This window comes from Streptomyces sp. NPDC001070 (assembly GCF_053598835.1).
This window is the reverse complement of record NZ_JBSFLB010000031.1, coordinates 70,862-93,559: the sequence shown is the minus strand read 5'-3', so window position 1 is coordinate 93,559 and position 22,698 is coordinate 70,862. Positions and strand designations below refer to the sequence as shown.

The window sequence follows — 22,698 nt, the reverse complement described above, 5'->3', positions numbered from 1 at the left end:
GAGCACTCACCCCACCCGGTCCAGCTGCCCCGGGGAGCGGCGCGCCGCCTTGATCGCGTGGGCCCCGGCTGTTGCCATGCGCACTATGGCGACGACGCATGACGTGACGTCACCGGATGCCCGGCCCCGCGCGCGCCACGCCGCACCGCCGCGCAGCCGCCGGCACTCCGAGGTCCTCCTGCTCGCCTCCCTGGCGGCGCTCTTCACCGTGGTCCAGCTCCTCCTGGTCGTCGCGCCCGGCATGGGCCTGGGCTGGGACGAGTCGGTCTACGTCAGCCAGGTCTCCCCGGACATCCCCGCGGCGTTCTTCAGCGCGCCGCGCTCCCGCGGCGTGCCGGCGCTCGTCGCGCCCGTGGCGCTGCTGACCACGTCGACCCTCGCGCTGCGCGTCTACCTGGCGGCGCTGTCGGGCGCGGCGCTCTTCCTCGCCCTGTGGCTGTGGCGGCCGCTGCTCGGCACCAAGGTGGTGGCGCTGGCCGGGCTGCTCTTCACCGGACTGTGGGTGACCCTGCTGTACGGCCCCCAGGCGATGCCCAACCTCTGGGTGGCGCTGACCGCCCTGATCGCCGTGGGCTGCTACCTGCGCGCGGCGGCGCCGGGACACACCGGGCGGGGCGCGCTCGCCGGCCTGGGCCTGGCGTTCGCCGCGCTGACCCTGCTGCGGCCGCACGACGCCGCGTGGCTGGCCCTCCCGCTGGGCGTGGCCGCGCTCTTCCTCCGCGGCCGGCGCCGCCTCCTGCTGCTCGCCGTCATCGCGGCCGGGGTGCTGCTGGGCGGCGTCCAGTGGGTCGTGGAGGCGTTCACCAGCTACGGGGGGATCCTCGCCCGGATGGACCGCGCGAACGCGATCGAGGGCGGCCTCGGCTGGCACCTGGCCTTCGCCGACCAGCTGAGCACCCTGGATGCCTCCCACACGCTGTGCCGCCCCTGCGACGCCGTCTGGCGGCACAAGGGCGACGCCGTGTGGTGGTTCGCGCTGCCCGTCCTGGTGGCGGCCGGGATCGCCCTCGCGCCGCGGCGCGAGGGTCAGGCGCCCGGGGCGCGGTTCCTGCCCGCGGCGTGCGGCCTGTCCCTGGCGCTGCCGTACCTGGTGCTCATCGACTACGCCGCGCCGCGCTTCCTGCTTCCCGCCTACGCCCTGCTCGCCCTGCCCGCCGCCGAGTGCCTGGTCCGGCTGCCCGCGCGTGTACGGCCTGCGCTGCGCCCCGCCGTCACCGGGGCGGTGATCGCGGTCGTGCTCGCACAGCTCGTCACCCAGCAGATCGTGCTCCACCGCGCCGTGCGGAGCTCGACCATCGGGAACGAGGACTACACCCGCATCGCCGCGGAGCTGCACCGGCTGGGCGTCCGGCCGCCGTGCCTGGTCACCGGGCCCTTGGCCACGCCCGTCGGCTACCAGGCCCACTGCGCGTCCGGCCAGACCGCCGGCCACAACGAGAACCTGACCCCGGCCGGCATCCTGCGGATCGCCCGCAGCCGGCCGGTCGCCGTCCTCACGCCACAGGGCGGTCAGCCGCCCGCCTACGCCCGCGACTGGCCCTCCGCGCCGCTGCCCCACCTGAACTACCACCAGGGCTACCGCGTCCACCTCTCGCCCAGGTGACGGCGACAATGGACGGGTGATCCCGGACGTCCGCCTGCCCTCCCCGCTGGTCGAGCTGCGCGACGACGCGCGGCTGAGCGGACGCGGCATCCGGATGCTCGTCAAGCGGGACGACCTGATCCACCCCGACCTTCCCGGCAACAAGTGGCGCAAGCTGCACCTGAACCTGCGGGCCGCCCTCGACGGCGGCCACCGGTCCCTGCTCACCTTCGGCGGCGCGTACTCGAACCATCTGCGTGCCACCGCCGCGGCGGGCCGGCTGCTCGGCCTGGCGACCACGGGCGTCGTCCGCGGCGACGAGCTGGCCGGGCGCCCGCTCAACCCCTCCCTGGCGCGGGCCGCCGCCGACGGCATGCGGCTGCACTTCGTCGACCGGGCCACCTACCGGCGCAAGGACGAGCCCGAGGTGCTCGCCGCGCTGCTGGACCGCCTCGGCCCCGCCTACGTCGTCCCCGAGGGCGGCAGCAACGCGCCTGCCGTGCGGGGCTGTGCGGCGCTCGGCGAGGAGCTGCGCGGCACGGCGGACGTCGTGGGCGTGGCCTGCGGCACGGGCGGCACCCTTGCAGGGCTGGCGGCCGGGCTGGATCCCGGGCAGCGGGCCGTGGGGTTTCCGGTCCTCAAGGGAGGCGGATTCCTGGCCGAGGAGATACGGCGGCTCCAGGAGGCGGCCTTCGGCGGGCCGCGCGGCCGGTGGCGGCTGGACGACCGCTTCCACCACGGCGGCTACGCGCGCACCACGCCGGCGCTCGAGGCCTTCGCGGAGGACTTCGGCGCGCGCCACGGCTTCGTCCCGGACTCCGTGTACGTCGCGAAAATGCTCCACGGCCTGTTCTCGCTGGCCGAAGAAGGTGCCTTCGCGCCCGGGACGACGGTCGCGGCCGTCGTGACCGGGCGCCCGACCGGTTAGCCTTGCTGGCATGATCCGAGCCGCGACACCTGCCGACGTCCCGGAGATCCACGCGATGATCCGCGAACTCGCGGAGTACGAGCGGGAGCCGGACAGTGCGCGGGCCACCCCGCAGCAGCTCCACGACGCGCTCTTCGGTCCGGATCCGGCCGTTTTCGCGCACGTGGCCGAGGACGACACCACGGGCGCGCCCGTGGGCTTCGCGTTGTGGTTCCGGAACTTCTCCACCTGGACCGGCACCCACGGTGTGTACTTGGAGGACCTGTACGTGCGCCCCCAGGCGCGCGGCGGCGGCCACGGAAAGGCTCTGCTCGCCGAGCTGGCCGCCGTGTGCGTCGAGCGGGGCTACGAACGCTTCGAATGGTCGGTGCTGGACTGGAACGAGCCGTCCATCGCCTTCTACCGTGCGATGGGCGCCCGTCCCCAGGACGAATGGACGGTACAACGACTGACCGGTGACCCCCTGCGCGACCTCGCCGAACAGGCCCGTGTCAACAAAGCGACATCTCTTTCGAATTGAGACCACCGACCACTAGCGACGTTGCGTGCCCGTACGCCTACTATGGGTGACAGTCGTGGGGTGCCGGGCCAGGGCTCATTCACGACGGCGACCGTGCTCCGTCCGGGCGACACCGGGGTACGGATCGCGATAGCGTCGCTGGCGAAGCGAACCAGATCAGTGCAATGCCAATGAGGGCAGTGCGTGTGCCACCTTGGAGGTGAGGGTGTCCCAGATCGCAGGCGAGCCCGGGTCGAAGGACTTCGTCGAGGTCCGGCTGCCCGCGGCGGGGGCCTATCTGTCGGTGCTGCGTACGGCGACGGCAGGACTCGCGGCCCGCTTGGACTTCACCCTCGACGAGATCGAAGACCTGCGCATCGCCGTGGACGAGGCGTGCGCCATCCTGCTCCAGCAGGCCGTCCCGGGGTCCGTGCTGAGCTGCGTCTTCCGCCTGGTCGGAGACGCCCTGTGGGTGACCGTGTCGGCGCCCACCACCGACGGCCGCGCCCCGGAGCGCGACACCTTCGCCTGGACGGTGCTGTCCGCGCTGGCCGGCGAGGTGGACTCCAGCGTGGCCGACGACAAGACCGTGAGCATCGCCCTGCACAAGAAGCGCGGTGCCGGACCGGGACAGCTGTAACGGGGGAATCGCCGTGAACGATCTGGAAGGCAGCACGCCGGGAGTGCGGGGCCGCCCCGTACCCGCCCCTGCCGCGCGGCGGCACGAGGCGCGGCCGCACCCTGGCACCGGGCCGGTGGCCGGCCTCGGGGGCAGTGACGCGGCCGGGCAGACGGATCAGGCGGATCGGGCGGATCGCATGGCGCAGGAGCAGGAGCAGCAGGAGCACGAGCAGGAGCAGCACGAGGAGCACGGGCACGACGCGGCCCACGACCGGGCCGGGGCCCGGGCGCTCTTCGTGGAGCTCAGCAAGCTCCCGCCGGGCTCTCCGGAGCGCGCCGAGCTGCGCAACAAGCTGGTCCGCATGCACCTGCCGCTGGTCGAGCACCTCGCCCGGCGGTTCCGCAACCGCGGCGAGCCGCTGGACGACCTGACCCAGGTCGCCACGATCGGGCTGATCAAGTCCGTGGACCGCTTCGACGTGGACCGCGGCGTGGAGTTCTCCACGTACGCGACCCCGACCGTCGTCGGCGAGATCAAGCGGCACTTCCGCGACAAGGGCTGGGCGGTGCGCGTCCCGCGCCGTCTGCAGGAGCTGCGGCTCGCCCTCACCACGGCGACCGGAGAGCTCTCGCAGCGGCACGGGCGGGCCCCGACGGTGCACGAGCTGGCCGAGCACCTGAAGATCACGGAGGAGGAGGTCCTGGAGGGCCTCGAATCCGCCAACGCGTACAGCACGCTCTCCCTGGACGTCCCCGACACCGACGACGAGTCGCCGGCGGTCGCCGACACCCTCGGCGCGGAGGACGACGCCCTGGAGGGCGTGGAGTACCGGGAGTCGCTCAAGCCGCTGCTGGAGCAGCTGCCGCCGCGGGAGAAGAAGATCCTGCTGCTGCGCTTCTTCGGGAACATGACCCAGTCGCAGATCGCCCAGGAGGTCGGCATCTCCCAGATGCACGTCTCCCGGCTGCTGGCCCGCACGCTGGCCCAGCTGCGCGACAAGCTCCTGGTCGAGGAGTGACGGGAAGGTGACCGGCGGCGCCCTCGGGCGCCGCGGCTCACTGCTCGGCGGTGCGCCCGATCCCGAGGGCGTCCGTGGCCGCGGGGTGGACGAGGAGCACCAGCTCGGCGAGGGCCGCCGCGCCGAGCGCGGCACCTGCGGCGATCATGACGCCTCCGGCCTGCACCATGGTCCAGGCCACGGGGAGTGCGACGAGCTGGATGATCAGGGCGGGACCGCGGCTCCAGCGGCGCGCGTGCCAGAGCCCGAAGGCGGCCGCCAGCGGCATCGCCGCCAGTGCGAGAACGGTCACGCCCCCGGCCTCCGCCTGGCGCGGGCTGTCCGGGTGGCCGAGGATCCCCAGGACCAGCATCGCGATGCCCCAGGCCGCCAGGGCGGCGCCTTCCAGTGCCGCGACCGCGGCCGCCGCCGCGAGGCGGCGCGTACGGCCCGGCTGCGCGGGCTTCTCGTTGCCACTCACCCCAGCAGGGTAGCCGCCGTGACTTGCGGACCAGAGGTGCGGCCCGGTACCGCCCGGTAGGTACGCTGGCGGGCATGCGCGCCCTTCTCGTGGTCAATCCAGCCGCCACCACCACCAGCGCCCGCACGCGTGACGTGCTCGCGCACGCGCTCGCCAGCGATCTGAAGCTGGAGGTCGCCGCCACCGAGTACCGCGGTCACGCGCGCGACCTCGCCCGGCAGGCCGCAGAGGGCGGGGAGATCGAGCTGGTCGTCGCCCTGGGCGGGGACGGCACGGTCAACGAGGTGGTCAACGGGCTGCTGCACAACGGTCCCGACCCCGACGGCCTGCCGAAACTCGCGGTCGTGCCCGGCGGGTCCACGAACGTGTTCGCGCGCGCCCTGGGCCTGCCCAACGACGCCGTGGAGGCCACCGGCGCACTGCTGGACGCGCTGCGCGAGCGCAGCTCCCGCACGGTCGGGCTGGGCCTGGTGAGCGGCACGCCCGGCACGGAGGACGAGGGCGTGCCGGCCCGCTGGTTCACCTTCTGCGCCGGACTGGGGTTCGACGCCGGCGTCGTCGGCCGGGTCGAGCAGCAGCGCGAGCACGGCAAGCGCTCCACGCACGCGCTCTACATACGCCAGGTCGTGCGCCAGTTCCTCGCCGAGCCGAACCGCCGCAACGGCGCGATCACCCTGGAGCGGCCGGGCGAGGACCCGGTGACCGACCTCGTCCTGGCCATCGTCTGCAACACCTCGCCGTGGACCTACCTGGGCAACCGTCCGGTGTACGCCTCGCCGCGGGCCTCCTTCGACACCGCCCTCGACGTGCTCGGACTGTCCCGGCTGTCCAGCGCGGCGGTCGCCCGCTACGCCACCCAGCTGCTCCGTTCGACCCCGGAGCGCGGACCGCAGGGCAAGCACGCGACGTCCCTGCACGATCTGACGGACTTCACCTTGCATTCGCAGGCGCCACTGCCCTTCCAGGTGGACGGAGACCACCTGGGATTGCGAATGAGCGCAACCTTCACAGGCGTTCGCCGTGCACTGCGTGTGATTGTGTAAGCAGAAGGACATAAAGTCCTTTCACTCGAACGTTTAGGCTGCCCTGCACCCCATGGAAGTACGGCTGTGACGGAGCCGACACCGAGGAATCAAAAAAAACTTTCCGGAAGGGGTTGTATCCGCAGCCCAGGTTTGCGAGGCTCTTCCTGGCGATCGGGACAGCCGCTCATCGGGCGTCCTCGGCAGCCGGAATCCTCACCACACCCCAGCGGGACCGCACCAGGAGACTGGGCGATGTCCCGTGTCGTGTCCAGGGATTCGTGAAAGCGTTCACATTCACAAGCAACTTACATGCAACACAAGGAGATGGAGCAGCCATGGACTGGCGTCACAACGCCGTTTGCCGCGAGGAAGACCCCGAGCTCTTCTTCCCTATCGGCAACACCGGTCCTGCGCTGCTGCAGATCGAGGAAGCCAAGGCCGTCTGCCGCCGCTGCCCCGTGATGGAGCAGTGCCTGCAGTGGGCGCTGGAGACCGGCCAGGACGCCGGCGTGTGGGGTGGCCTCAGCGAGGACGAGCGTCGCGCGATGAAGCGCCGCGCCGCCCGCAACCGCGCCCGCAACGCCAGCGCCTGACGCACTCGCTTACCCCCGAGCCGCAGCGCGCAGCACCTCCGAACCGCGCAGCATCGCGACGCGAAGAGCCCCGGCCGCTCCCCGAGCAGCCGGGGCTCCGGCGTTCCCGCTGACGGGCGCCCCACCTGGCGCCGCCCCCTCGTGGCGCCGTCCTCCCGGGCGCCGCCCCTTCCGGCGTCACCCCTCCAGCGGCAGTTCCAGGACGACCGTCGTCCCGCGCTCCTCGGCCGGGACCATGTCGAACGTGCCACCCAACTCCCCCACCACCAGGGTCCGTACGATCTGCAGTCCGAGATTGCCGGCCCGCTGGGGGTCGAATTCCGCGGGAAGCCCGCGCCCGTCGTCGCGCACCGCGATCGCCAGCTTCTCCTCGCGCCGCTCGGCGGCCACCTCGACCGTGCCCTGCTCGCCCGGCCCGAAGCCGTGCTCCAGGGCGTTCTGCAGCAGCTCGGTGAGGACCATCGACAGCGGGGTGGCGACCTCGGCCGTCAGGATGCCGAACCGGCCGCTACGGCGCGTGGTGACCCTGCCGGGGGAGATCTCGGCGACCATCGCCAGCACGCGGTCGGCGATCTCGTCGAACTCCACGCACTCGTCGAGGTTCTGCGACAGCGTCTCGTGCACGATCGCGATCGAACCGACCCGGCGCACCGCCTCCTCCAGCGCCTCCCGGCCCTTGTCCGAGTCCATCCGCCGGGCCTGCAGCCGCAGCAGCGCCGCGACCGTCTGCAGGTTGTTCTTCACCCGGTGGTGGATCTCCCGGATGGTGGCGTCCTTGGTGATCAGCTCGCGCTCCCGGCGGCGCAGCTCGGTCACGTCGCGCAGCAGCACCAGGGAGCCGTTGTGGGTGCCCTTGGGGCTCAGCGGGATCGCGCGCAGCTGGATGACGCCGCCGTTGCCCTCGATCTCGGTCTCGCGCGGCGCCCTGCCGCCGGCGACGGTCACCAGGGCCTCGTGGCTCTTGGTCCGCGAGGGCGCCAGCTCGGCGGAGACGGAGCCCAGGTGGTGGCCGACGAGGTCGGCCGCCAGGCCGAGCCGGTGGTAGGCGGAGAGCGCGTTGGGGCTGGCGTACTGGACGACACCCTCGGCGTCCAGCCGGATCAGGCCGTCGCCGACGCGCGGCGAGGCGTCCATGTCGACCTGCTCGGAGGGGAACGGGAAGGCGCCCGCCGCGATCATCTGCGCCAGGTCGGAGGCGCTCTGCAGATAGGTGAGCTCCAGCCGGCTGGGGGTCCGCACGGTGAGCAGATTGGTGTTGCGGGCGATGACCCCGAGGACCCTGCCCGCACGGCGCACGGGAATGGACTCGACCCGGACCGGCACCTCCTCGCGCCACTCCGGGTCACCCTCCCGGACGATCCGGCCCTCGTCGAGTGCGGCGTCCAGCATCGGGCGGCGGCCGCGCGGCACGAGATGGCCGACCATGTCGTCCTGGTACGAGGTCGGACCGGTGTTCGGCCGCATCTGGGCGACGGAGACGTAGCGGGTCCCGTCGCTGGTCGGGACCCACAGCACGAGGTCCGCGAAGGAGAGGTCGGAGAGCAGTTGCCACTCCGATACCAGCAGGTGGAGCCACTCGAGATCGGAATCGTCGAGGTCGGTGTGCTGGCGTACGAGATCGTTCATGGAGGGCACGCAAATGAGCGTACCCGCGCTCATGGCAAGCGCTGCCATCCAGTCCCCACAAAGGCCTTCGACGGCCTATGATCTGACTGCGCCATCTTGTGGACAGTCGTTAGTGGTCTAGTCCAGAATTGACGCAAAGAACCGAACTTCCATCCTTCCCGCACAGAAGGGTGGAGCGAGGCCGGGGCGCTCTCTGCCCTGACTGCGCCAGGCCTCATGGTCGGCCCTGACGGGCCGCGGGAACCGCACACCCCGCGCGCCACGGGTCGACGGCAGCTCCGGGCTGCGGTGCTGGGCGGGTTGAGGGTCCCGTCCCGGCGCCGCGGCCCGAAGTGGTTTCGGGGCCTCTTTTCCGGTCTCCCGGTCTCCTGGTTCCCCGGTCTTCCCGCTCCCCCGGCCCCTCCCGCCATCGGGTGTCTCCCCCTGACGTACGAAGGGCGTGCGGGCGGATGAGGTGCGCTCACCCGCCCGGCACGCCCGCCCGGACGCCGCCTCAGCGCGTCTCGGTCACCTTCGCCAGCGCGCGCGGCGCGTCGGGGTCCTGGCCGCGGGCGATGGTGACCTCGTAGGCCAGCATCTGCAGCGGCAGGATCTCCAGGATCGGCTGCACCTCCTCGGCGACGCTCTCGGTGGGCAGGACGAAGCCCGCGGAGGCGGCCTCGACCGACGCGCGGTTGCCGACGACGACCAGGTCGGCCCCACGGCCGCGGAGCCGGTCCAGGACCGGCTGGAGGGCCTGGCCGCCCTTGCCCTCGGTGACGATCGCGATGACCGGGGAGACGTTGTCGACCATGGCCAGCGGGCCGTGCAGCAGATCGGCGCCGGAGAAGGACAGCGCCGGGATATAGCTGGTCTCCATCAGCTTCAGCGCGGCCTCCTTCGCGGTCGGGTAGCCGTAGCCGCGCGAGGTCAGCACCAGGCGCTCGGCGAAGCGGTAGCGCGCGGCGAGCGTCCTGACCTCGTCCTGGCGCGCGAGGATCTGCTCCGCGAGCTCCGGCAGCACCTTGGCGGCGCTGCCGTCACCGCCCCGCAGCCCCTCGACGAACAGGTAGAGGGAGAGCAGCTCGGCCGTGTACGTCTTGGTCGCAGGGAGCGCCTTCTCCGGGCCGGCCAGGACGTCGATGTGGAACTCGGAGACCTCGGCCAGCGGCGAGTCGGCGTTGTTGGTCACCGCCAGCGTGATCGCGCCGGCCTCGCGCGCGGCCCGGGTGGAGGCCACCAGGTCGGGCGAACCGCCGGACTGGCTGACCGTGATGACCAGGCAGTCCGTCAGGTCCGGGCGCGCGCCGTAGGCGGTGGTGGTCGACATCGACGTCAGCCCCGCCGGCTTGCCCAGCACCACCTCGACCAGGTACTTCGCGTACAGCGCCGCGTTGTCGGAGGTGCCGCGCGCGGTGAGCAGGACGAAGCGCGGACCGCGCGCGGCGACCTGCTCGGCGATCTCCCGGATCCGCGGGGCGCCCTCCGCCAGGATGCGGCGCAGGACCGCGGGCTGCTCGGCCATCTCGCCGGACATGATCCGGCCCGGCATCGGCTGCTGCCGGGTCGGCGTCGGGGCGGACATTCTGTGGGCCTCCAGGTCGGTCTGGAACGGATGTGTTGCGGCCCTCAGTCGCCGGCCTCCTTGCCCGCGATGACCTCCGCGGCCGCTCGCCCGCACACACGGGCCGCGCCGTGGGTCGCGATGTGCAGCGCGCCGGACGGCGGCGCCTGGGGGACGCCCATCTCCACCACCGCCGTGTCCGGACGGGCGGCGAGCAGCGAGCCCAGCGCCTCGGCCATCCAGGGGTGACGATGCACGTCACGGACCACTGCGACGATCCTACGGTTCCCCGCCGACCGCAGCACATTTCCGGCCGAAGCGTCACCTTCGCGAAAGCTGCCGGTCACCGTACCCGGGAAGATCCGGTCGAGTTCGGCGGCGACGCCCCACGGGGTCTCGTCGCCCACCGCGATGTTGGCGACCGGGGTGAAGGCGGCGACATAGGGCGCCTCTGCGATCGGCAGGTACTCGTCGGTGCGGGTCACGCGCAGCGCGCGGCGGGCCGCGACCAGGCCGATCCCGGGGTCCGGCGCCGTGCTCGCGGGCGCCGCGGACCGCTCGGCGGCCCAGGCGCCCAGCGCCCGAACCCGCCCGGCGGCGTCGGCGAGCCGCTCGCGGGGCAGGTCGCCGTCGCGTACGGCGGCGACGATGGCGTCGCGCAGGGCGAGCACCGTCTCCTCCTCGGCGAGGCCGCCGCCCACGCAGATGGCGTCGGCGCCCGCGGCGAGCGCGAGGACGGTGCCGCGCTCGATGCCGTAGGCGTCGGCGATGGCGCGCATCTCGATGCCGTCGGTGACGATCAGGCCGTCGTAGCCCAGTTCGTCGCGGAGCAGCCCGGTCAGCACGGCGGGGCTGAGGGTGCCGGGGCGGTCCGGGTCGAGGGCGGGCACGAGGATGTGCGCGCTCATGACGGCCTTGGTGCCGGCCGTCAGGGCGGCGCGGAACGGGGCGAGTTCACGGGCGTGCAGGGTGCCCAGGTCGACGTCCACCCGGGGCAGGGCGTGGTGCGAGTCGACGGAGGTGTCGCCGTGGCCGGGGAAGTGCTTGGTGCAGGCGGCGACTCCGGCGGACTGCAGGCCCTCGACGTACGCGGCGGTGTGCCGGGCGACGAGCAGCGGCTCGGAGCCGAAGGAGCGCACGCCGATGACCGGGTTGCGGGGGTCGGAGTTGACGTCGGCGGAGGGTGCCCAGTTGAGGTTGACCCCGCAGGCGGCCAGCCGGCGGCCGAGCTCGGCGGCGACGTCGCGGGTCAGGGCGGTGTCGTCGACGGCGCCGAGGGCGAGGTTGCCCGGGAAGGAGGAGCCGGTGCGGGCCTCCAGCCGGGTCACGTCACCGCCCTCCTCGTCGGCGGCGATCAGGACGTCCGGCCGCACCGCGCGCAGCTGCGCGGTGAGCGCGGCCAGTTGCCCGGGCGACTCGATGTTGCGGGCGAACAGGGCGACGGAGCCCAGTCCCTCGGCGAGCCGGCGCAGCAGCCACTCGGGTGCGATGGTGCCGTGGAAGCCCGGCTGCAGGACGGTGAGGGCGTCGCGAACGAGCGCGTCGGCGTCCGCCGCGCCGTCGTGGATCTGGCTCAAGGTCTCGGTCATCCCTTCACCGCCCCGGCGGTCAGTCCGGCGGCGACCTTGCGCTGCACGATCAGGAAGAAGATCACCACGGGGATGCCCATCATGGTCGAACCGGCCATCATCGGCGCGTAGTCCGTGCCCCGCGAGGTGACGAAGTTGCCGAGCCACACGGTGGCCGTCTGGTGCTCCTGGCTCATGATGAGCATCGCGTACAGGTACTCGTTCCAGGCCTGGATCAGCGCGTAGATCGAGGTGGCGACGAGGCCGGGGGCGAGCAGCGGCAGGATGATCCGGAAGAACGCGCCCATGCGCGTGCAGCCGTCGACCATCGCCGATTCCTCCAGCTCCTTGGGGATGTTGACGATGAAGCCGCGCAGCGTCCACACCGTGAAGGGGAGCACGAAGGTCAGATACGTGATGATGAGCCCGGAGAGCTTGTCGATCTGGTCGATCTGGTTGAGCAGCAGGAAGACCGGGATGATCATCGCGACCAGCGGCACCATCTGCACGGCGAGGATCGCGACGATCACCGCCTTGCGGCCGCGGAAGACGAAGCGGGAGATGGCCAGCGCCGCCAGCAGGCCGATGACCAGGCCGAGGCCGACCGTGGAGGCGGAGACGATCAGGCTGCGGCCGACCGATCCCCAGAAGTCGCCGACGTCGAGGGCGTCGGAGAAGTTCTGGAAGGACAGGCTGGTCGGGAAGAGCTTGGGGTCCGGGTCGATGGCGTCCTTGGCGGGCTTGAACGCCGTGTTCAGCATCCAGTAGACCGGGAAGCCGCCGATCACCACGACCAGCAGGCCGAGCAGGTTGTAGACCGTCCGCCCCTTGCGCCGGGGCCGCCGGGCGGCGCGCGAGGCCGGAGCGGGGGCGGGCGCCGTCGTGGCGGGAGCCGTGTCGAGCATGGTCGTCACTCCACCTCTCCGATCTTCAGCATCTGGCGCATGTAGACGGCCATCACGCCGAGGAGCAGCAGCACGGTGATGACGGCGATGGCCGCGCCGGCGTCGTAGTCGTTGGCGACGAAGGCCTGGTCGTAGGAGTAGGTGGTGAGGACCTGGTACTCGGGCTCGGGGTGGCCGTCGCGCATGAGGAAGACCTGCGGGAAGACGCCCATGTCCCAGATGACCGACAGCGTCGTCAGCATGACGATGATCGGCTTGAGCACCGGAAGGGTGACGTGCCGGAATACCTTGGCGGGGCCGGCGCCGTCCATGCGGGCGGCCTCCTCCAGTTCCTTGGGCACCTGGGTGAGGCCGGCGTGCAGGGTGATGGCGACGAAGGGGATGGCGCCCCACACCACCATGAGGGTGATGACGAGGAACCCCTGCTTGGTGTCGGTGAACCAGTTGTGGCCGCTGAAGTCCACTCCCGGCAGCCGGCTGAGCAGCCAGTTGAGGACGCCGTAGTCGCTGTCGAACATCCACTTGAAGATGGTGATGGCGACGACGACGGGCATCGCCCAGCTCGCCACCAGCACGATGTTGATCAGCGCCTTGACCCAGGGCGAGACCCGCTGGAGCAGCAGGGCCACGGCCATGCCGACGACGAGCGTGAGCAGCACCGCCGCGATGGTGAAGAGCAGCGTGCGCAGGACGACGGCCCAGAAGACGGAGTCCCCCAGGACGTGGGTGTAGTTGGCGAATCCCTGCCAGTCGCCGGGCAGCCCCTGCCAGAGCTCGGCCTGCCCGAACTGCTTGAAGGACAGGGTGACCAGCCGGACCAGCGGATAGCCGAGGACCAGCAGCAGGACGCCGATGGTCGGCGCGAGCAGCGTCCATGGGAGCGCGGCTCCGCCGAAGCGGCGTGGCTTGCGGCCCGGTCCCGCCGGCCGCGAGCGCGGCACCTTGTCGAGAGGTGTGTCAACGGCACTCATCATGTGCTCCTCGGCTACTCCAGTCCCTGGCGTCGCGCCGGGGCCGGCCGCCCTGGGGCGGCCGGCCGGCGTCGATCACTGTGTTGCCCGTGTGCCGGTCAGCCGGCGTTGATCACCGCGTTGATCTGCTCGTCGGCGGACTTGGTCGCGTCCTCGATGGACGCCTTGCCGACGGCGATGTCGTTCAGCATGTTCTGCAGGATCTGCTTCTTCTCGACCTGCAGCCAGCCCGGGGCGGTCGGGACGAACCAGGTGTTCTCGTTGGCGCGGGCCGAGGCGGCCGTGGCCGGGTCGTCCTTCAGCGGGGCGAGCAGCGACTTGGCGTTGGGCAGGTTGCCCTTGGAGATCAGGACCTTCTGGGCGGCCGTGTCGGTGAAGCCGTTGATCCAGTCGGCGGCGAGGTCCTGGGCCGCGGACTTGGCCGGGATGACCAGGTCCGAGCCGCCGATGAAGTTCGGCAGCAGGTCGCCGTTCGGGCCGGGCAGCGCGAAGGTCTCCAGGTTGTCCTTCAGCTTGCCGGTCTTGTCGGTCTTCGGGTCGGCGGCGGCGCCGCCCTCCCAGCTCGCGCCGTAGATGAGCGCGGACTTGCCCTGGCCGTAGACGATGTAGCGGTCGGACTCGTCCTTGTTCTTGTCGCCGTGGAAGTACTTGTCGAGGACGCCCTTCCAGGTCTTCAGGCCCTCGATGGACTTCGGGTCGGAGAGGGTGGCGGTCCACTTGCCGCCGTCCTCCTTGGCCACGTCGCCGCCGGCGTCCTTGACGAAGGCCAGCGCGGTGTACCAGTCACGGCTGGGCTGGTACCAGGCGGAGAACTTGCCGCCGTTCTTCTTCTGGATCTTGTCGAGCGCGTCGGTCAGCTCGGCCCAGGTGGCCGGGGTCTTGGTGACGCCGGCCGACTTGGCGACGTCCTTGCGCCAGGTGCCGACGCGGGCACCGGCGTAGTAAGGCACGCCGTAGGTCTTGCCGTTGTACGTCACCGAGCCCTCGAGGGCGTCCAGCCAGTCGCCGGAGTTCTCGAACTTGCTCTTGTCGATGGGCGCGAAGGCGCCCTTGACCAGGTAGCCGAGGGTCTCGGTGTTGCCCATCTCGACGACGTCCGGCACCCTCTTGGTGGCGAGGACGGCGTCGAGCTTCTGGTTCTTGGCGGTCCACTCGTAGTACTCGTGGTGGATCTTCACGCCCTTGTGCTTGGCCGTGAAGGCGTCGTCCGCCTGCTTGACCAGCTCGGGCCAGTTCTTCTGTGCGTCGACCGTCAGCCAGACGGTGATCTCCTTAGGCGCCGCGGCCTTGTCGGAGCCCTTGTCGTCCGAACCGCAGGCCGCAACGCCGGCGACCATGACGGCGACACCGATCGCCGCGATCAGCTTGCGCTTCACAACACCCTCCCCAGGGCAGTGAGTACCAAGTGGTGTAGACCAGTGCCCGAAGCTTGGCCTAGACCTTTAGGGGTGTCAAGGGTGTATAAGAGCACCGGACGCGTCCGTTACCGGACCGACATCTGGGCTCGTAACGCGATATGAGCCCGGGCCGTGCCACGATGTGAGCCGCGAACGACGGAGGAGCCGGTGACGGCAGCACGACAGCACTCGGGAGCAGAGGCGATGGAGACCGACGGCGAGGCCGGCGCGGCGGTGACGGAGACCGCGGAGGCAGCCTCAGCCGCGGCCGGACGGACCGCGCGGGTGCCCAAGTACTACGGCCTGAAGCGCCATCTACTCGAACTGACCCAGACGATGCCCCCCGGCTCCCCGGTGCCGCCGGAGCGCACCCTGGCCGCCGAGTTCGACACCTCACGCACCACCGTGCGGCAGGCGCTGCAGGAGCTGGTGGTCGAGGGCCGGCTGGAACGCATCCAGGGCAAGGGCACCTTCGTCGCCAAGCCCAAGGTCTCCCAGGCGCTGCAACTCACCTCGTACACCGAGGACATGCGCGCCCAGGGCCTGGAGCCGACCTCCCAGCTGCTGGACATCGGCTACATCACCGCCGACGACCGGCTGGCCGAGCTGCTGGACATGAAGGCCGGCGGCCGCGTGCTGCGCATCGAGCGCCTGCGCCTGGCCAACGGCGAGCCGATGGCCATCGAGACCACCCATCTGTCGGCCAAGCGCTTCCCGGCGCTGCGCCGCAGCCTGGCGAAGTACACCTCGCTCTACACCGCGCTCGCCGAGGTCTACGACGTCCGTCTCGCCGAGGCCGAGGAGACCATCGAGACCTCGCTCGCCACCCCGCGCGAGGCGGGCCTGCTCGGCACGGACGTCGGGCTGCCGATGCTGCTGCTCTCCCGGCACTCCATCGACACGGACGGCGAACCGGTGGAGTGGGTGCGCTCGGTCTACCGCGGCGACCGCTACAAGTTCGTGGCTCGCCTGCAACGTCCGTAGCCACCAAGCGGTTCCCGGGCCTAGTAGATCGTTTCCATACCGCAATGCGGGCAGGTAGTGACGTGCCTCCCGTCCTGACTTTAGATTGCCTGCGCATTACACAGGAGTAAGAGATCAGGACGGAGCCGTAGCAATGTCCGAACCATCCGGAACCTCCGAGCGGCCACCGGTGGTCACCCCCACACGCGTGATCGCCGGTGTCTGCCTCGTCATTCCCTTTGTCGCGATGCTCTGGGTCGGCTCGTACGCGAAGCTGACCCCGGAGTTCATCGGCATCCCCTTCTTCTACTGGTACCAAATGCTGTGGGTGTTCCTGTCCTCCGGACTGACGTACGCCGCGTACGTCCTGGTCCGTCGTGAGGAGCGGGCACGGAAGGAGGCCGCCAAGTGAAGGACGGAGTCAACGGCGTCGCGCTCGCCGTCTTCATCTTCTTCTTCCTGGTCGTCACGGTGCTCGGCTTCCTGGCCGCCCGCTGGCGCAAGGCCGACAACGCCCTGCACCTGGACGAGTGGGGCCTGGGCGGCCGCAGCTTCGGCTCCTGGATCACCTGGTTCCTGCTGGGCGGCGACCTGTACACGGCCTACACCTTCGTGGCGGTCCCGGCGGCGGTCTACGCGGCGGGGGCGGCGGGCTTCTTCGCCGTGCCGTACACGATCCTGGTCTACCCCCTGATCTTCACCTTCCTGCCGCGCCTGTGGTCGGTCTCGCACAAGCACGGCTACGTCACCACCTCGGACTTCGTGCGCGGACGCTTCGGCTCCAAGGGCCTGTCGCTGGCCGTCGCGGTCACCGGCATCCTCGCCACGATGCCGTACATCGCGCTGCAACTGGTCGGCATCCAGGCGGTGCTGGACGTGATGGGCGTGGGCGGCGGCGAGTCGTCCAACTGGTTCGTCAAGGACCTGCCGCTGCTGATCGCCTTCGGTGTCCTGGCGGCGTACACCTACTCCTCGGGTCTGCGGGCGCCGGCGCTGATCGCGTTCGTCAAGGACACGCTGATCTACATCGTCATCGCGGTGGCGATCATCTACATCCCGATCAAGCTGGGCGGCTTCGACGACATCTTCGCCAAGGCCGGCGACGCCTACGCGCAGGTCAACCCGGTCACCGGCAAGCCGCGCGGGGCCCTGGCCCCGGGCGACACCGCGCAGTGGGCGTACGGCACGCTGGCGCTTGGTTCGGCGCTCGCGCTGTTCATGTACCCGCACTCGGTAACCGCCGTGCTCTCCAGCCGCAGCCGGAACGTCATCCGCCGCAACACCACCGTCCTGCCGCTGTACTCGCTGATGCTGGGCCTGCTGGCGATGCTCGGCTTCATGGCGCTGGCCAGCGGTGTCGGTGCCGGGGTCAAGGGCTACAACGGGCAGCTGGCCATCCCGCAGCTGTTCGAGAACATGTTCCCGTCCTGGTTCGCGGGCGTGGCCTTCGCCGCGATCGGCATCGGCGCGCTGGTGCCGGCAGCCATCATGTCGATCGCCGCGGCCAACCTCTTCACCCGCAACGTCTACAAGGACTTCCTCAAGCCGGACGCCACCCCCGAGCAGGAGACCAAGGTCTCCAAGCTGGTCTCGCTGCTGGTCAAGGTCGGCGCCCTGGTCTTCGTCCTGACCATGGACAAGACGGTCGCGATCAACTTCCAGCTGCTGGGCGGCATCTGGATCCTGCAGACCTTCCCCTCCCTGGTCGGCGGCCTGTTCACCCGCTGGCTCCACCGCTGGGCGCTGCTGGCGGGCTGGGCGGTCGGCATGATCTACGGCACCTGGGTGGCCTACGGTGTCGCGAGCCCGACCCAGAAGCACTTCGGCGGCTCCTCCGACACCATCCCGGTCATCGGGCAGATCGGCTACATCGGCCTGACCGCCTTCGTGCTCAACGTGGTCGTCTCCGTCGTCCTCACCTTCGTCCTCAAGGCCGTCAAGGCCCCCGAGGGCGTCGATGAGACGGCCGAGGGCGACTTCACGGCCGACGCCGGCGACCCGGGCGTGCAGAAGGACCTGCCGGTGGTCGCCGGTCACTGACCACCGCACCGGCCACGGATCGCGGGCCGCCGCCCTGGGACGGGGCGGCGGCCCGTCGTCATGCCGTACGGGCCTGCTCGGGGCGGCGGAAGGTGCGGCGGTACGCCTGCGGGGTGGTGCCCACCCAGCGGGCGAAGTGGTGGCGCAGCGTCGCCGCGTTGCCGAAACCGGCGCGGGCGGCGACCGCGTCCACCGTCTCGTCGGTGCCCTCCAGCAACTCCCGGGCCAGCAGCACGCGCTGGCCGAGCAGCCAGCGGTACGGCGTCGTGCCGGTCTCCTGCTGGAAGCGGCGCGCGAAGGTGCGCGGCGACATGTGCGCCCGGGCGGCCAGCTCGTCGACGGTCACCTCGCGGTCCAGGTGGCGTTCCATCCACGCCAGGACGTCGCCCACGGTGTCGCACCGCGCGGGCGGCAGCGGGCGGTCGATGTACTGCGCCTGGCCGCCCTCGCGGTGCGGGGGCACCACCATGCGCCGGGCGATGGCGTTGGCCACGTCGCTGCCCTGTTCCTTGCGGACCAGGTGCAGACACGCGTCGATCCCGGCGGCGGTGCCGGCCGAGGTGATCACCGGGTCCTCGTCCACGTACAGCACGTCGGGCTCCACCCGGGCGAGCGGATAGCGCCGCGCCAGCTCCTCCGCGTGCCGCCAGTGGACCGCGCAGCGGCGGCCGTCCAGCAGGCCCGCCGCGGCCAGCACGAAGACGCCCGAACACACGCTGAGCACCCGCGCCCCGCGGTCGACCGCTCGGTTGAGCGCCCGCAGCAGCTCCGGCGGATACTCCCGGTGCACATAGGAGTCGCCGGCGGGCACCGCGACCAGGTCGGCCTCCTCCAGCCGTTCCAGCCCGTGCGTCGTGCCGATGGTGAACCCCGCGGCCGACGTCAGCGCGGGGCCCTCCGCGGACGCCACGGCGAAGTCGTACACCGGCAGGCCGTCGTCCGACCTGTCGAGTCCGAACACCTCGCAGACCACGCCAAGTTCGAAGGGGTGGACACCGTCGAGCAGCACCGCGGCGACGTTCTGCAGCATGCGTCCAGCATGGCAGAACCCCAGCCGGGGCGGTGGCAGGATTTCGAGGGAGTGCGACAGTCCTGCCACTCCCGGTGGGGCCGCGCGAGGAGCACAGTCGAAGGCATGGAAACCGTCCTCGCCACCGTCACCGCACTGGTCTTCTTCCTGGCCCTGGCGCTCGCCGCCCTGACCGGCCATGTCCACGACTCCCGCGACGGCCACGACTGGCACGTCTGAGTCCGGCGCTCTGTAACCGCATCGGCACAACATCTGGTGGCGTCACGGGCGGGCGCCACTAGATGTATGCTCAACTCCGCTGTCGCCGCAGGGGAAGCCGGTGGGAATCCGGGACTGCCCCGCAACGGTGTGCGGGCGCCTTGAGGCATGCCCGCGAGTCCGAGTACCTGCCGACGGCACCGTCCGGCGCGCCGTCCGGACGGTGAAGTGTCCGGGCCTCGCGGGTTGGGCCGGCGGACGCGCCGCGGCATGCCCTGCCCTGCGTGCGCCCCGTCGCTCCCCCGCGCGTCGCCGCCGTACGAGGGAGAGAGCACACGTGACCATCGCGCCCGCCGCACCCGCCACCGCATCGGACCCCGTCTCACCGGGAACCGGTCTGCTGAGCATCCTGACGGAACTGACCGCGGACCTCCCCGACACCGACCCCGGCCGGGTCGCCGCCGCCGCCCTGCGCGGCCGCAGCGCCGCGGCGGACGAGGCCGAACTGCGGGCGCTGGCCACCGAGGCCGCCGCCGGGCTGATCGCGGAGGACCCGCAGTACTCGCGGCTCGCCGCCCGGCTGCTGAGCGCCGCCATCGCGGAGGAGGCGGCCGGCGAGGGCGCGGTCTCCTTCTCCGCGTCGATCGCGGTCGGCCACCGCGAGGGCCTGATCGCCGACGGCACCGCCGCGTTCGTGGCCGCGCACGCCGAGCGCCTCGACTCTCTCGTGGACGGCGCGCTCGCCGACGGGGCCGACGACCGCTTCGGCTACTTCGGCCTGCGCACCCTGCACAGCCGCTACCTGCTGCGCCACCCGATCTCCCGTCAGGTCGTCGAGACCCCGCAGCACTTCATGCTGCGCGTGGCCTGCGGCCTGGCCGAGGACCACACCGTGCGCTCGGTGGACGAGGTCGCGGCGCTGTACGGCCTGATGAGCCGGCTGGACTACCTGCCCAGCTCCCCCACGCTCTTCAACTCCGGCACCCGGCACCCGCAGATGTCCTCCTGCTACCTGCTGGACTCCCCGCTGGACGAGCTGGACTCCATCTACGACCGCTACCACCAGGTGGCCCGGCTGTCGAAGCACGCCGGCGGCATCGGCCTGTCGTACTCCCGCATCCGATCCCGCGGTTCGCTGATCCGCGGCACCAACGGCCACTCCAACGGCATCGTCCCGTTCCTGCGCACCCTGGACGCCTCCGTCGCCGCCGTCAACCAGGGCGGCCGCCGCAAGGGCGCGGCCTGCGTCTACCTGGAGACCTGGCACGCGGACATCGAGGAGTTCCTGGAACTGCGCGACAACACCGGTGAGGAGGCGCGCCGCACCCACAACCTCAACCTGGCGCACTGGATCCCGGACGAGTTCATGCGCCGCGTCGACGCGGACGGCCCGTGGTCGCTGTTCTCCCCCGCCGACGTGCCCGAACTGGTCGACCTGTGGGGCGAGGAGTTCGACGCCGCCTACCGCGAGGCCGAGGCGGCGGGGCTCGCCCGCAAGACCATCCCGGCGCGCGAGCTGTACGGCCGTATGATGCGCACCCTCGCTCAGACCGGCAACGGCTGGATGACCTTCAAGGACGCATCCAACCGCACCGCCAACCAGACCGCCGAGCCCGGCCGCGTCATCCACTCCTCCAACCTCTGCACGGAGATCCTGGAGGTCACGAACGACGGCGAGACCGCCGTCTGCAACCTCGGCTCGGTCAACCTCGGCGCCTTCGTCGGCGAGGACGGCTCCCTCGACTGGGAGCGGCTGGACGCCACCGTCCGCACCGCCGTCGCCTTCCTCGACCGCGTCGTGGACATCAACTTCTACCCGACCTCCCAGGCCGCCTCCTCCAACGAGCGCTGGCGCCCGGTGGGCCTGGGCGCGATGGGCCTGCAGGACGTCTTCTTCAAGCTGCGGCTGCCCTTCGACTCCGCCGAGGCCAAGGCGCTCTCCACGAAGATCGCCGAGCGCATCATGCTCGCCGCGTACGAGGCCTCCTGCGACCTCGCCGAGCGCCACGGCCCGCACCCGGCCTGGTCGCAGACCCGCGCAGCCCGCGGCGTCCTGCACCCGGACCACTTCGCGACCGAGGCGAACTGGCCCGAGCGCTGGGAGGCGCTGCGCGCCCGCGTCGCCGCCACCGGCATGCGCAACTCGCTGCTGCTGGCCATCGCGCCGACCGCGACGATCGCCTCGATCGCGGGCGTGTACGAGTGCATCGAGCCGCAGGTCTCCAACCTCTTCAAGCGCGAGACGCTCAGCGGTGAGTTCCTCCAGGTCAACTCCTACCTCGTGGCCGACCTGAAGAAGCTCGGCGTCTGGGACGCGCAGACCCGCGACGCGCTGCGCGAGTCCAACGGCTCGGTCGAGGGCTTCAACTGGATCCCCGCCGAGGTGCGCGAGCTGTACCGCACCGCGTGGGAGATCCCGCAGCGCGCCCTGATCGACATGGCCGCGGCCCGCACCCCGTACCTCGACCAGAGCCAGTCGCTCAACCTCTTCATGGCCGCGCCCACCATCGGCAAACTAAGCTCGATGTACGCCTACGCCTGGAAGCAGGGCCTGAAGACGACGTACTACCTGCGCTCCCGCCCCGCCACGCGCATCGCGCAGTCCGCCCGCGCGGCCGCCCCCGTCCCGGTCCAGGTGACGCCCGACGCCGACGCGATCGCCTGCTCCCTTGAGAACCCCGAGTCCTGCGAGGCCTGCCAGTGATGAGCTCCACCAAGAACCTGCTCGACCCGGGCTTCGAACTGACCCTGCGTCCGATGCGCTACCCGGACTTCTACGAGCGCTACCGGGACGCCATCAAGAACACCTGGACCGTGGAGGAGGTCGACCTCCACTCCGACGTCGCCGACCTCGCCAAGCTCTCCCCCGGCGAGCAGCACATGATCGGCCGCCTGGTGGCGTTCTTCGCCACCGGTGACTCGATCGTGGCCAACAACCTCGTGCTGACCCTGTACAAGCACATCAACTCCCCCGAGGCGCGGCTGTACCTGTCGCGGCAGCTCTTCGAGGAGGCCGTGCACGTCCAGTTCTATCTGACGCTGCTCGACACCTACCTCCCCGACCCGGAGGAGCGCGCCGCCGCCTTCGACGCGGTGGAGAACATCCCCTCCATCCGCGAGAAGGCGCAGTTCTGCTTCCGCTGGATGGACTCGGTGGAGTCCATCGACCGCCTGGAGACCAAGGCGGACCGCCGCCGCTTCCTGCTCAACCTGATCTGCTTCGCGGCGTGCATCGAGGGCCTGTTCTTCTACGGCGCCTTCGCGTACGTCTACTGGTTCCGCTCGCGCGGTCTGCTGCACGGCCTGGCCACCGGCACCAACTGGGTGTTCCGCGACGAGTCGATGCACATGGACTTCGCCTTCCACGTGGTCGACACCGTCCGCCAGGAGGAGCCCGACCTCTTCGACGAGGAGATGGGCAAGCAGGTCACCGCCATGCTCGAGGAGGCCGTCGAGGCCGAGCTCCAGTTCGCCCGCGACCTGTGCGGCGACGGCCTGCCCGGCATGAACACCGACTCCATGCGCGAGTACCTGCAGTGCGTCGCCGACCAGCGCCTCGTGCGCCTCGGCCTGCCGGCCCGCTACGGCTCGGAGAACCCGTTCTCCTTCATGGAGTTGCAGAACGTCCAGGAGCTGACCAACTTCTTCGAGCGCCGCGCCTCCGCGTACCAGGTGGCGGTCGAGGGCACGGTCTCCTTCGACGACGACTTCTGATCAGCCGCACGGGCGG

The 22,698-nt window shown here is 71.1% G+C and carries 20 protein-coding genes and 1 riboswitch; of the genes, 12 read left to right on the top strand and 8 right to left on the bottom strand.

The genetic code is table 11. The annotated features are described in order from the left end of the window. The first annotated feature begins 85 nt into the window (after positions 1–85). The 5 genes from ACWDAS_RS32115 to ACWDAS_RS32095 all read left to right on the top strand — a co-directional run bounded on the left by ACWDAS_RS32115 (position 86) and on the right by ACWDAS_RS32095 (position 4,649). On the top strand, positions 86–1,603 hold the full coding sequence (locus ACWDAS_RS32115; RefSeq protein WP_450397980.1) for a hypothetical protein: 1,518 nt from the start codon (positions 86–88) through the stop codon (positions 1,601–1,603). Between the two features lie 16 nt (positions 1,604–1,619). Then, positions 1,620–2,510 (top strand): 1-aminocyclopropane-1-carboxylate deaminase/D-cysteine desulfhydrase, encoded by an 891-nt coding sequence (locus tag ACWDAS_RS32110; protein ID WP_450397979.1) that lies wholly within the window; start codon positions 1,620–1,622, stop codon positions 2,508–2,510. Between the two features lie 10 nt (positions 2,511–2,520). Next, positions 2,521–3,030, top strand: a complete 510-nt coding sequence (locus ACWDAS_RS32105; protein ID WP_450397977.1) for an N-acetyltransferase family protein — start codon at positions 2,521–2,523, stop codon at positions 3,028–3,030. Between the two features lie 205 nt (positions 3,031–3,235). After that, positions 3,236–3,649 (top strand): ATP-binding protein, encoded by a 414-nt coding sequence (locus ACWDAS_RS32100; protein WP_319138557.1) that lies wholly within the window; start codon positions 3,236–3,238, stop codon positions 3,647–3,649. A 43-nt stretch (positions 3,650–3,692) separates the two neighbouring features. After that, positions 3,693–4,649, top strand: coding sequence for an RNA polymerase sigma factor SigF (locus ACWDAS_RS32095; RefSeq protein ID WP_450398024.1), 957 nt, complete (start codon positions 3,693–3,695; stop codon positions 4,647–4,649). A gap of 37 nt (positions 4,650–4,686) precedes the next feature. On the opposite strand, the gene ACWDAS_RS32090 is transcribed toward ACWDAS_RS32095, so the two are convergent. After that, positions 4,687–5,109: a hypothetical protein gene (locus ACWDAS_RS32090; RefSeq protein WP_450397975.1), complete on the bottom strand. Its 423-nt coding sequence runs from the start codon at positions 5,107–5,109 to the stop codon at positions 4,687–4,689. 74 nt (positions 5,110–5,183) lie between these two features. Between ACWDAS_RS32090 and ACWDAS_RS32085 the strand changes: the two genes are divergently transcribed. Both ACWDAS_RS32085 and ACWDAS_RS32080 read left to right on the top strand, forming a co-directional pair. Next, entirely contained in the window at positions 5,184–6,152 is a 969-nt protein-coding gene (locus ACWDAS_RS32085; protein ID WP_450397974.1) for a diacylglycerol/lipid kinase family protein, read from the top strand. A gap of 317 nt (positions 6,153–6,469) precedes the next feature. After that, positions 6,470–6,727, top strand: a complete 258-nt coding sequence (locus tag ACWDAS_RS32080) for a WhiB family transcriptional regulator (RefSeq protein ID WP_018563321.1) — start codon at positions 6,470–6,472, stop codon at positions 6,725–6,727. Positions 6,728–6,904: 177 nt separating this feature from the next. Here ACWDAS_RS32080 and ACWDAS_RS32075 read toward each other — a convergent pair whose 3' ends face one another. From ACWDAS_RS32075 to ACWDAS_RS32050, 6 genes are all read right to left on the bottom strand, one after another. Next, positions 6,905–8,353, bottom strand: a complete 1,449-nt coding sequence (locus ACWDAS_RS32075; protein WP_450398022.1) for a sensor histidine kinase — start codon at positions 8,351–8,353, stop codon at positions 6,905–6,907. A gap of 493 nt (positions 8,354–8,846) precedes the next feature. Further along, positions 8,847–9,917: an SIS domain-containing protein gene (locus ACWDAS_RS32070; protein WP_450397972.1), complete on the bottom strand. Its 1,071-nt coding sequence runs from the start codon at positions 9,915–9,917 to the stop codon at positions 8,847–8,849. 44 nt (positions 9,918–9,961) lie between these two features. Then, positions 9,962–11,485, bottom strand: coding sequence for a glycoside hydrolase family 3 protein (locus ACWDAS_RS32065; protein ID WP_450397970.1), 1,524 nt, complete (start codon positions 11,483–11,485; stop codon positions 9,962–9,964). Beyond that, entirely contained in the window at positions 11,482–12,369 is an 888-nt protein-coding gene (locus ACWDAS_RS32060) for a carbohydrate ABC transporter permease (protein ID WP_450397968.1), read from the bottom strand. The genes ACWDAS_RS32065 and ACWDAS_RS32060 overlap by 4 nt, the downstream gene beginning before the upstream one ends. 5 nt (positions 12,370–12,374) lie before the next feature. Beyond that, the gene (locus ACWDAS_RS32055) at positions 12,375–13,340 is read right to left on the bottom strand and encodes a carbohydrate ABC transporter permease (protein ID WP_450397967.1); all 966 of its coding nucleotides are present in this window, start codon (positions 13,338–13,340) and stop codon (positions 12,375–12,377) included. A gap of 98 nt (positions 13,341–13,438) precedes the next feature. Beyond that, on the bottom strand, positions 13,439–14,716 hold the full coding sequence (locus tag ACWDAS_RS32050; RefSeq protein ID WP_450397965.1) for an extracellular solute-binding protein: 1,278 nt from the start codon (positions 14,714–14,716) through the stop codon (positions 13,439–13,441). A gap of 225 nt (positions 14,717–14,941) precedes the next feature. Here ACWDAS_RS32050 and ACWDAS_RS32045 point away from each other — a divergent pair, with 225 nt between their 5' ends. The 3 genes from ACWDAS_RS32045 (at position 14,942) to mctP (ending at position 17,740) form a co-directional block, all read left to right on the top strand. Continuing rightward, entirely contained in the window at positions 14,942–15,721 is a 780-nt protein-coding gene (locus ACWDAS_RS32045; protein ID WP_450398020.1) for a GntR family transcriptional regulator, read from the top strand. Between the two features lie 133 nt (positions 15,722–15,854). After that, a complete protein-coding gene (locus tag ACWDAS_RS32040; RefSeq protein ID WP_450397963.1) occupies positions 15,855–16,112 on the top strand; it encodes a DUF3311 domain-containing protein in 258 nt (85 codons plus the stop codon). Next, positions 16,109–17,740, top strand: a complete 1,632-nt coding sequence (gene mctP, locus ACWDAS_RS32035; RefSeq protein WP_450397962.1) for a monocarboxylate uptake permease MctP — start codon at positions 16,109–16,111, stop codon at positions 17,738–17,740. Before ACWDAS_RS32040 ends, mctP begins: the two co-directional genes overlap by 4 nt. Positions 17,741–17,798: 58 nt before the next feature. Here mctP and ACWDAS_RS32030 read toward each other — a convergent pair whose 3' ends face one another. Beyond that, on the bottom strand, positions 17,799–18,770 hold the full coding sequence (locus tag ACWDAS_RS32030) for a helix-turn-helix domain-containing protein (protein WP_450397960.1): 972 nt from the start codon (positions 18,768–18,770) through the stop codon (positions 17,799–17,801). A 285-nt stretch (positions 18,771–19,055) separates the two neighbouring features. Continuing rightward, positions 19,056–19,178, top strand: a riboswitch (cobalamin riboswitch). 127 nt (positions 19,179–19,305) lie between these two features. On the opposite strand from ACWDAS_RS32030, the gene ACWDAS_RS32025 reads away from it, so the two are divergent. Continuing rightward, positions 19,306–21,672, top strand: coding sequence for a ribonucleoside-diphosphate reductase subunit alpha (locus ACWDAS_RS32025; RefSeq protein ID WP_450397959.1), 2,367 nt, complete (start codon positions 19,306–19,308; stop codon positions 21,670–21,672). Further along, positions 21,672–22,682: a ribonucleotide-diphosphate reductase subunit beta gene (locus ACWDAS_RS32020; protein ID WP_450397958.1), complete on the top strand. Its 1,011-nt coding sequence runs from the start codon at positions 21,672–21,674 to the stop codon at positions 22,680–22,682. The genes ACWDAS_RS32025 and ACWDAS_RS32020 overlap by 1 nt, the downstream gene beginning before the upstream one ends. Positions 22,683–22,698 lie beyond the last annotated feature (16 nt).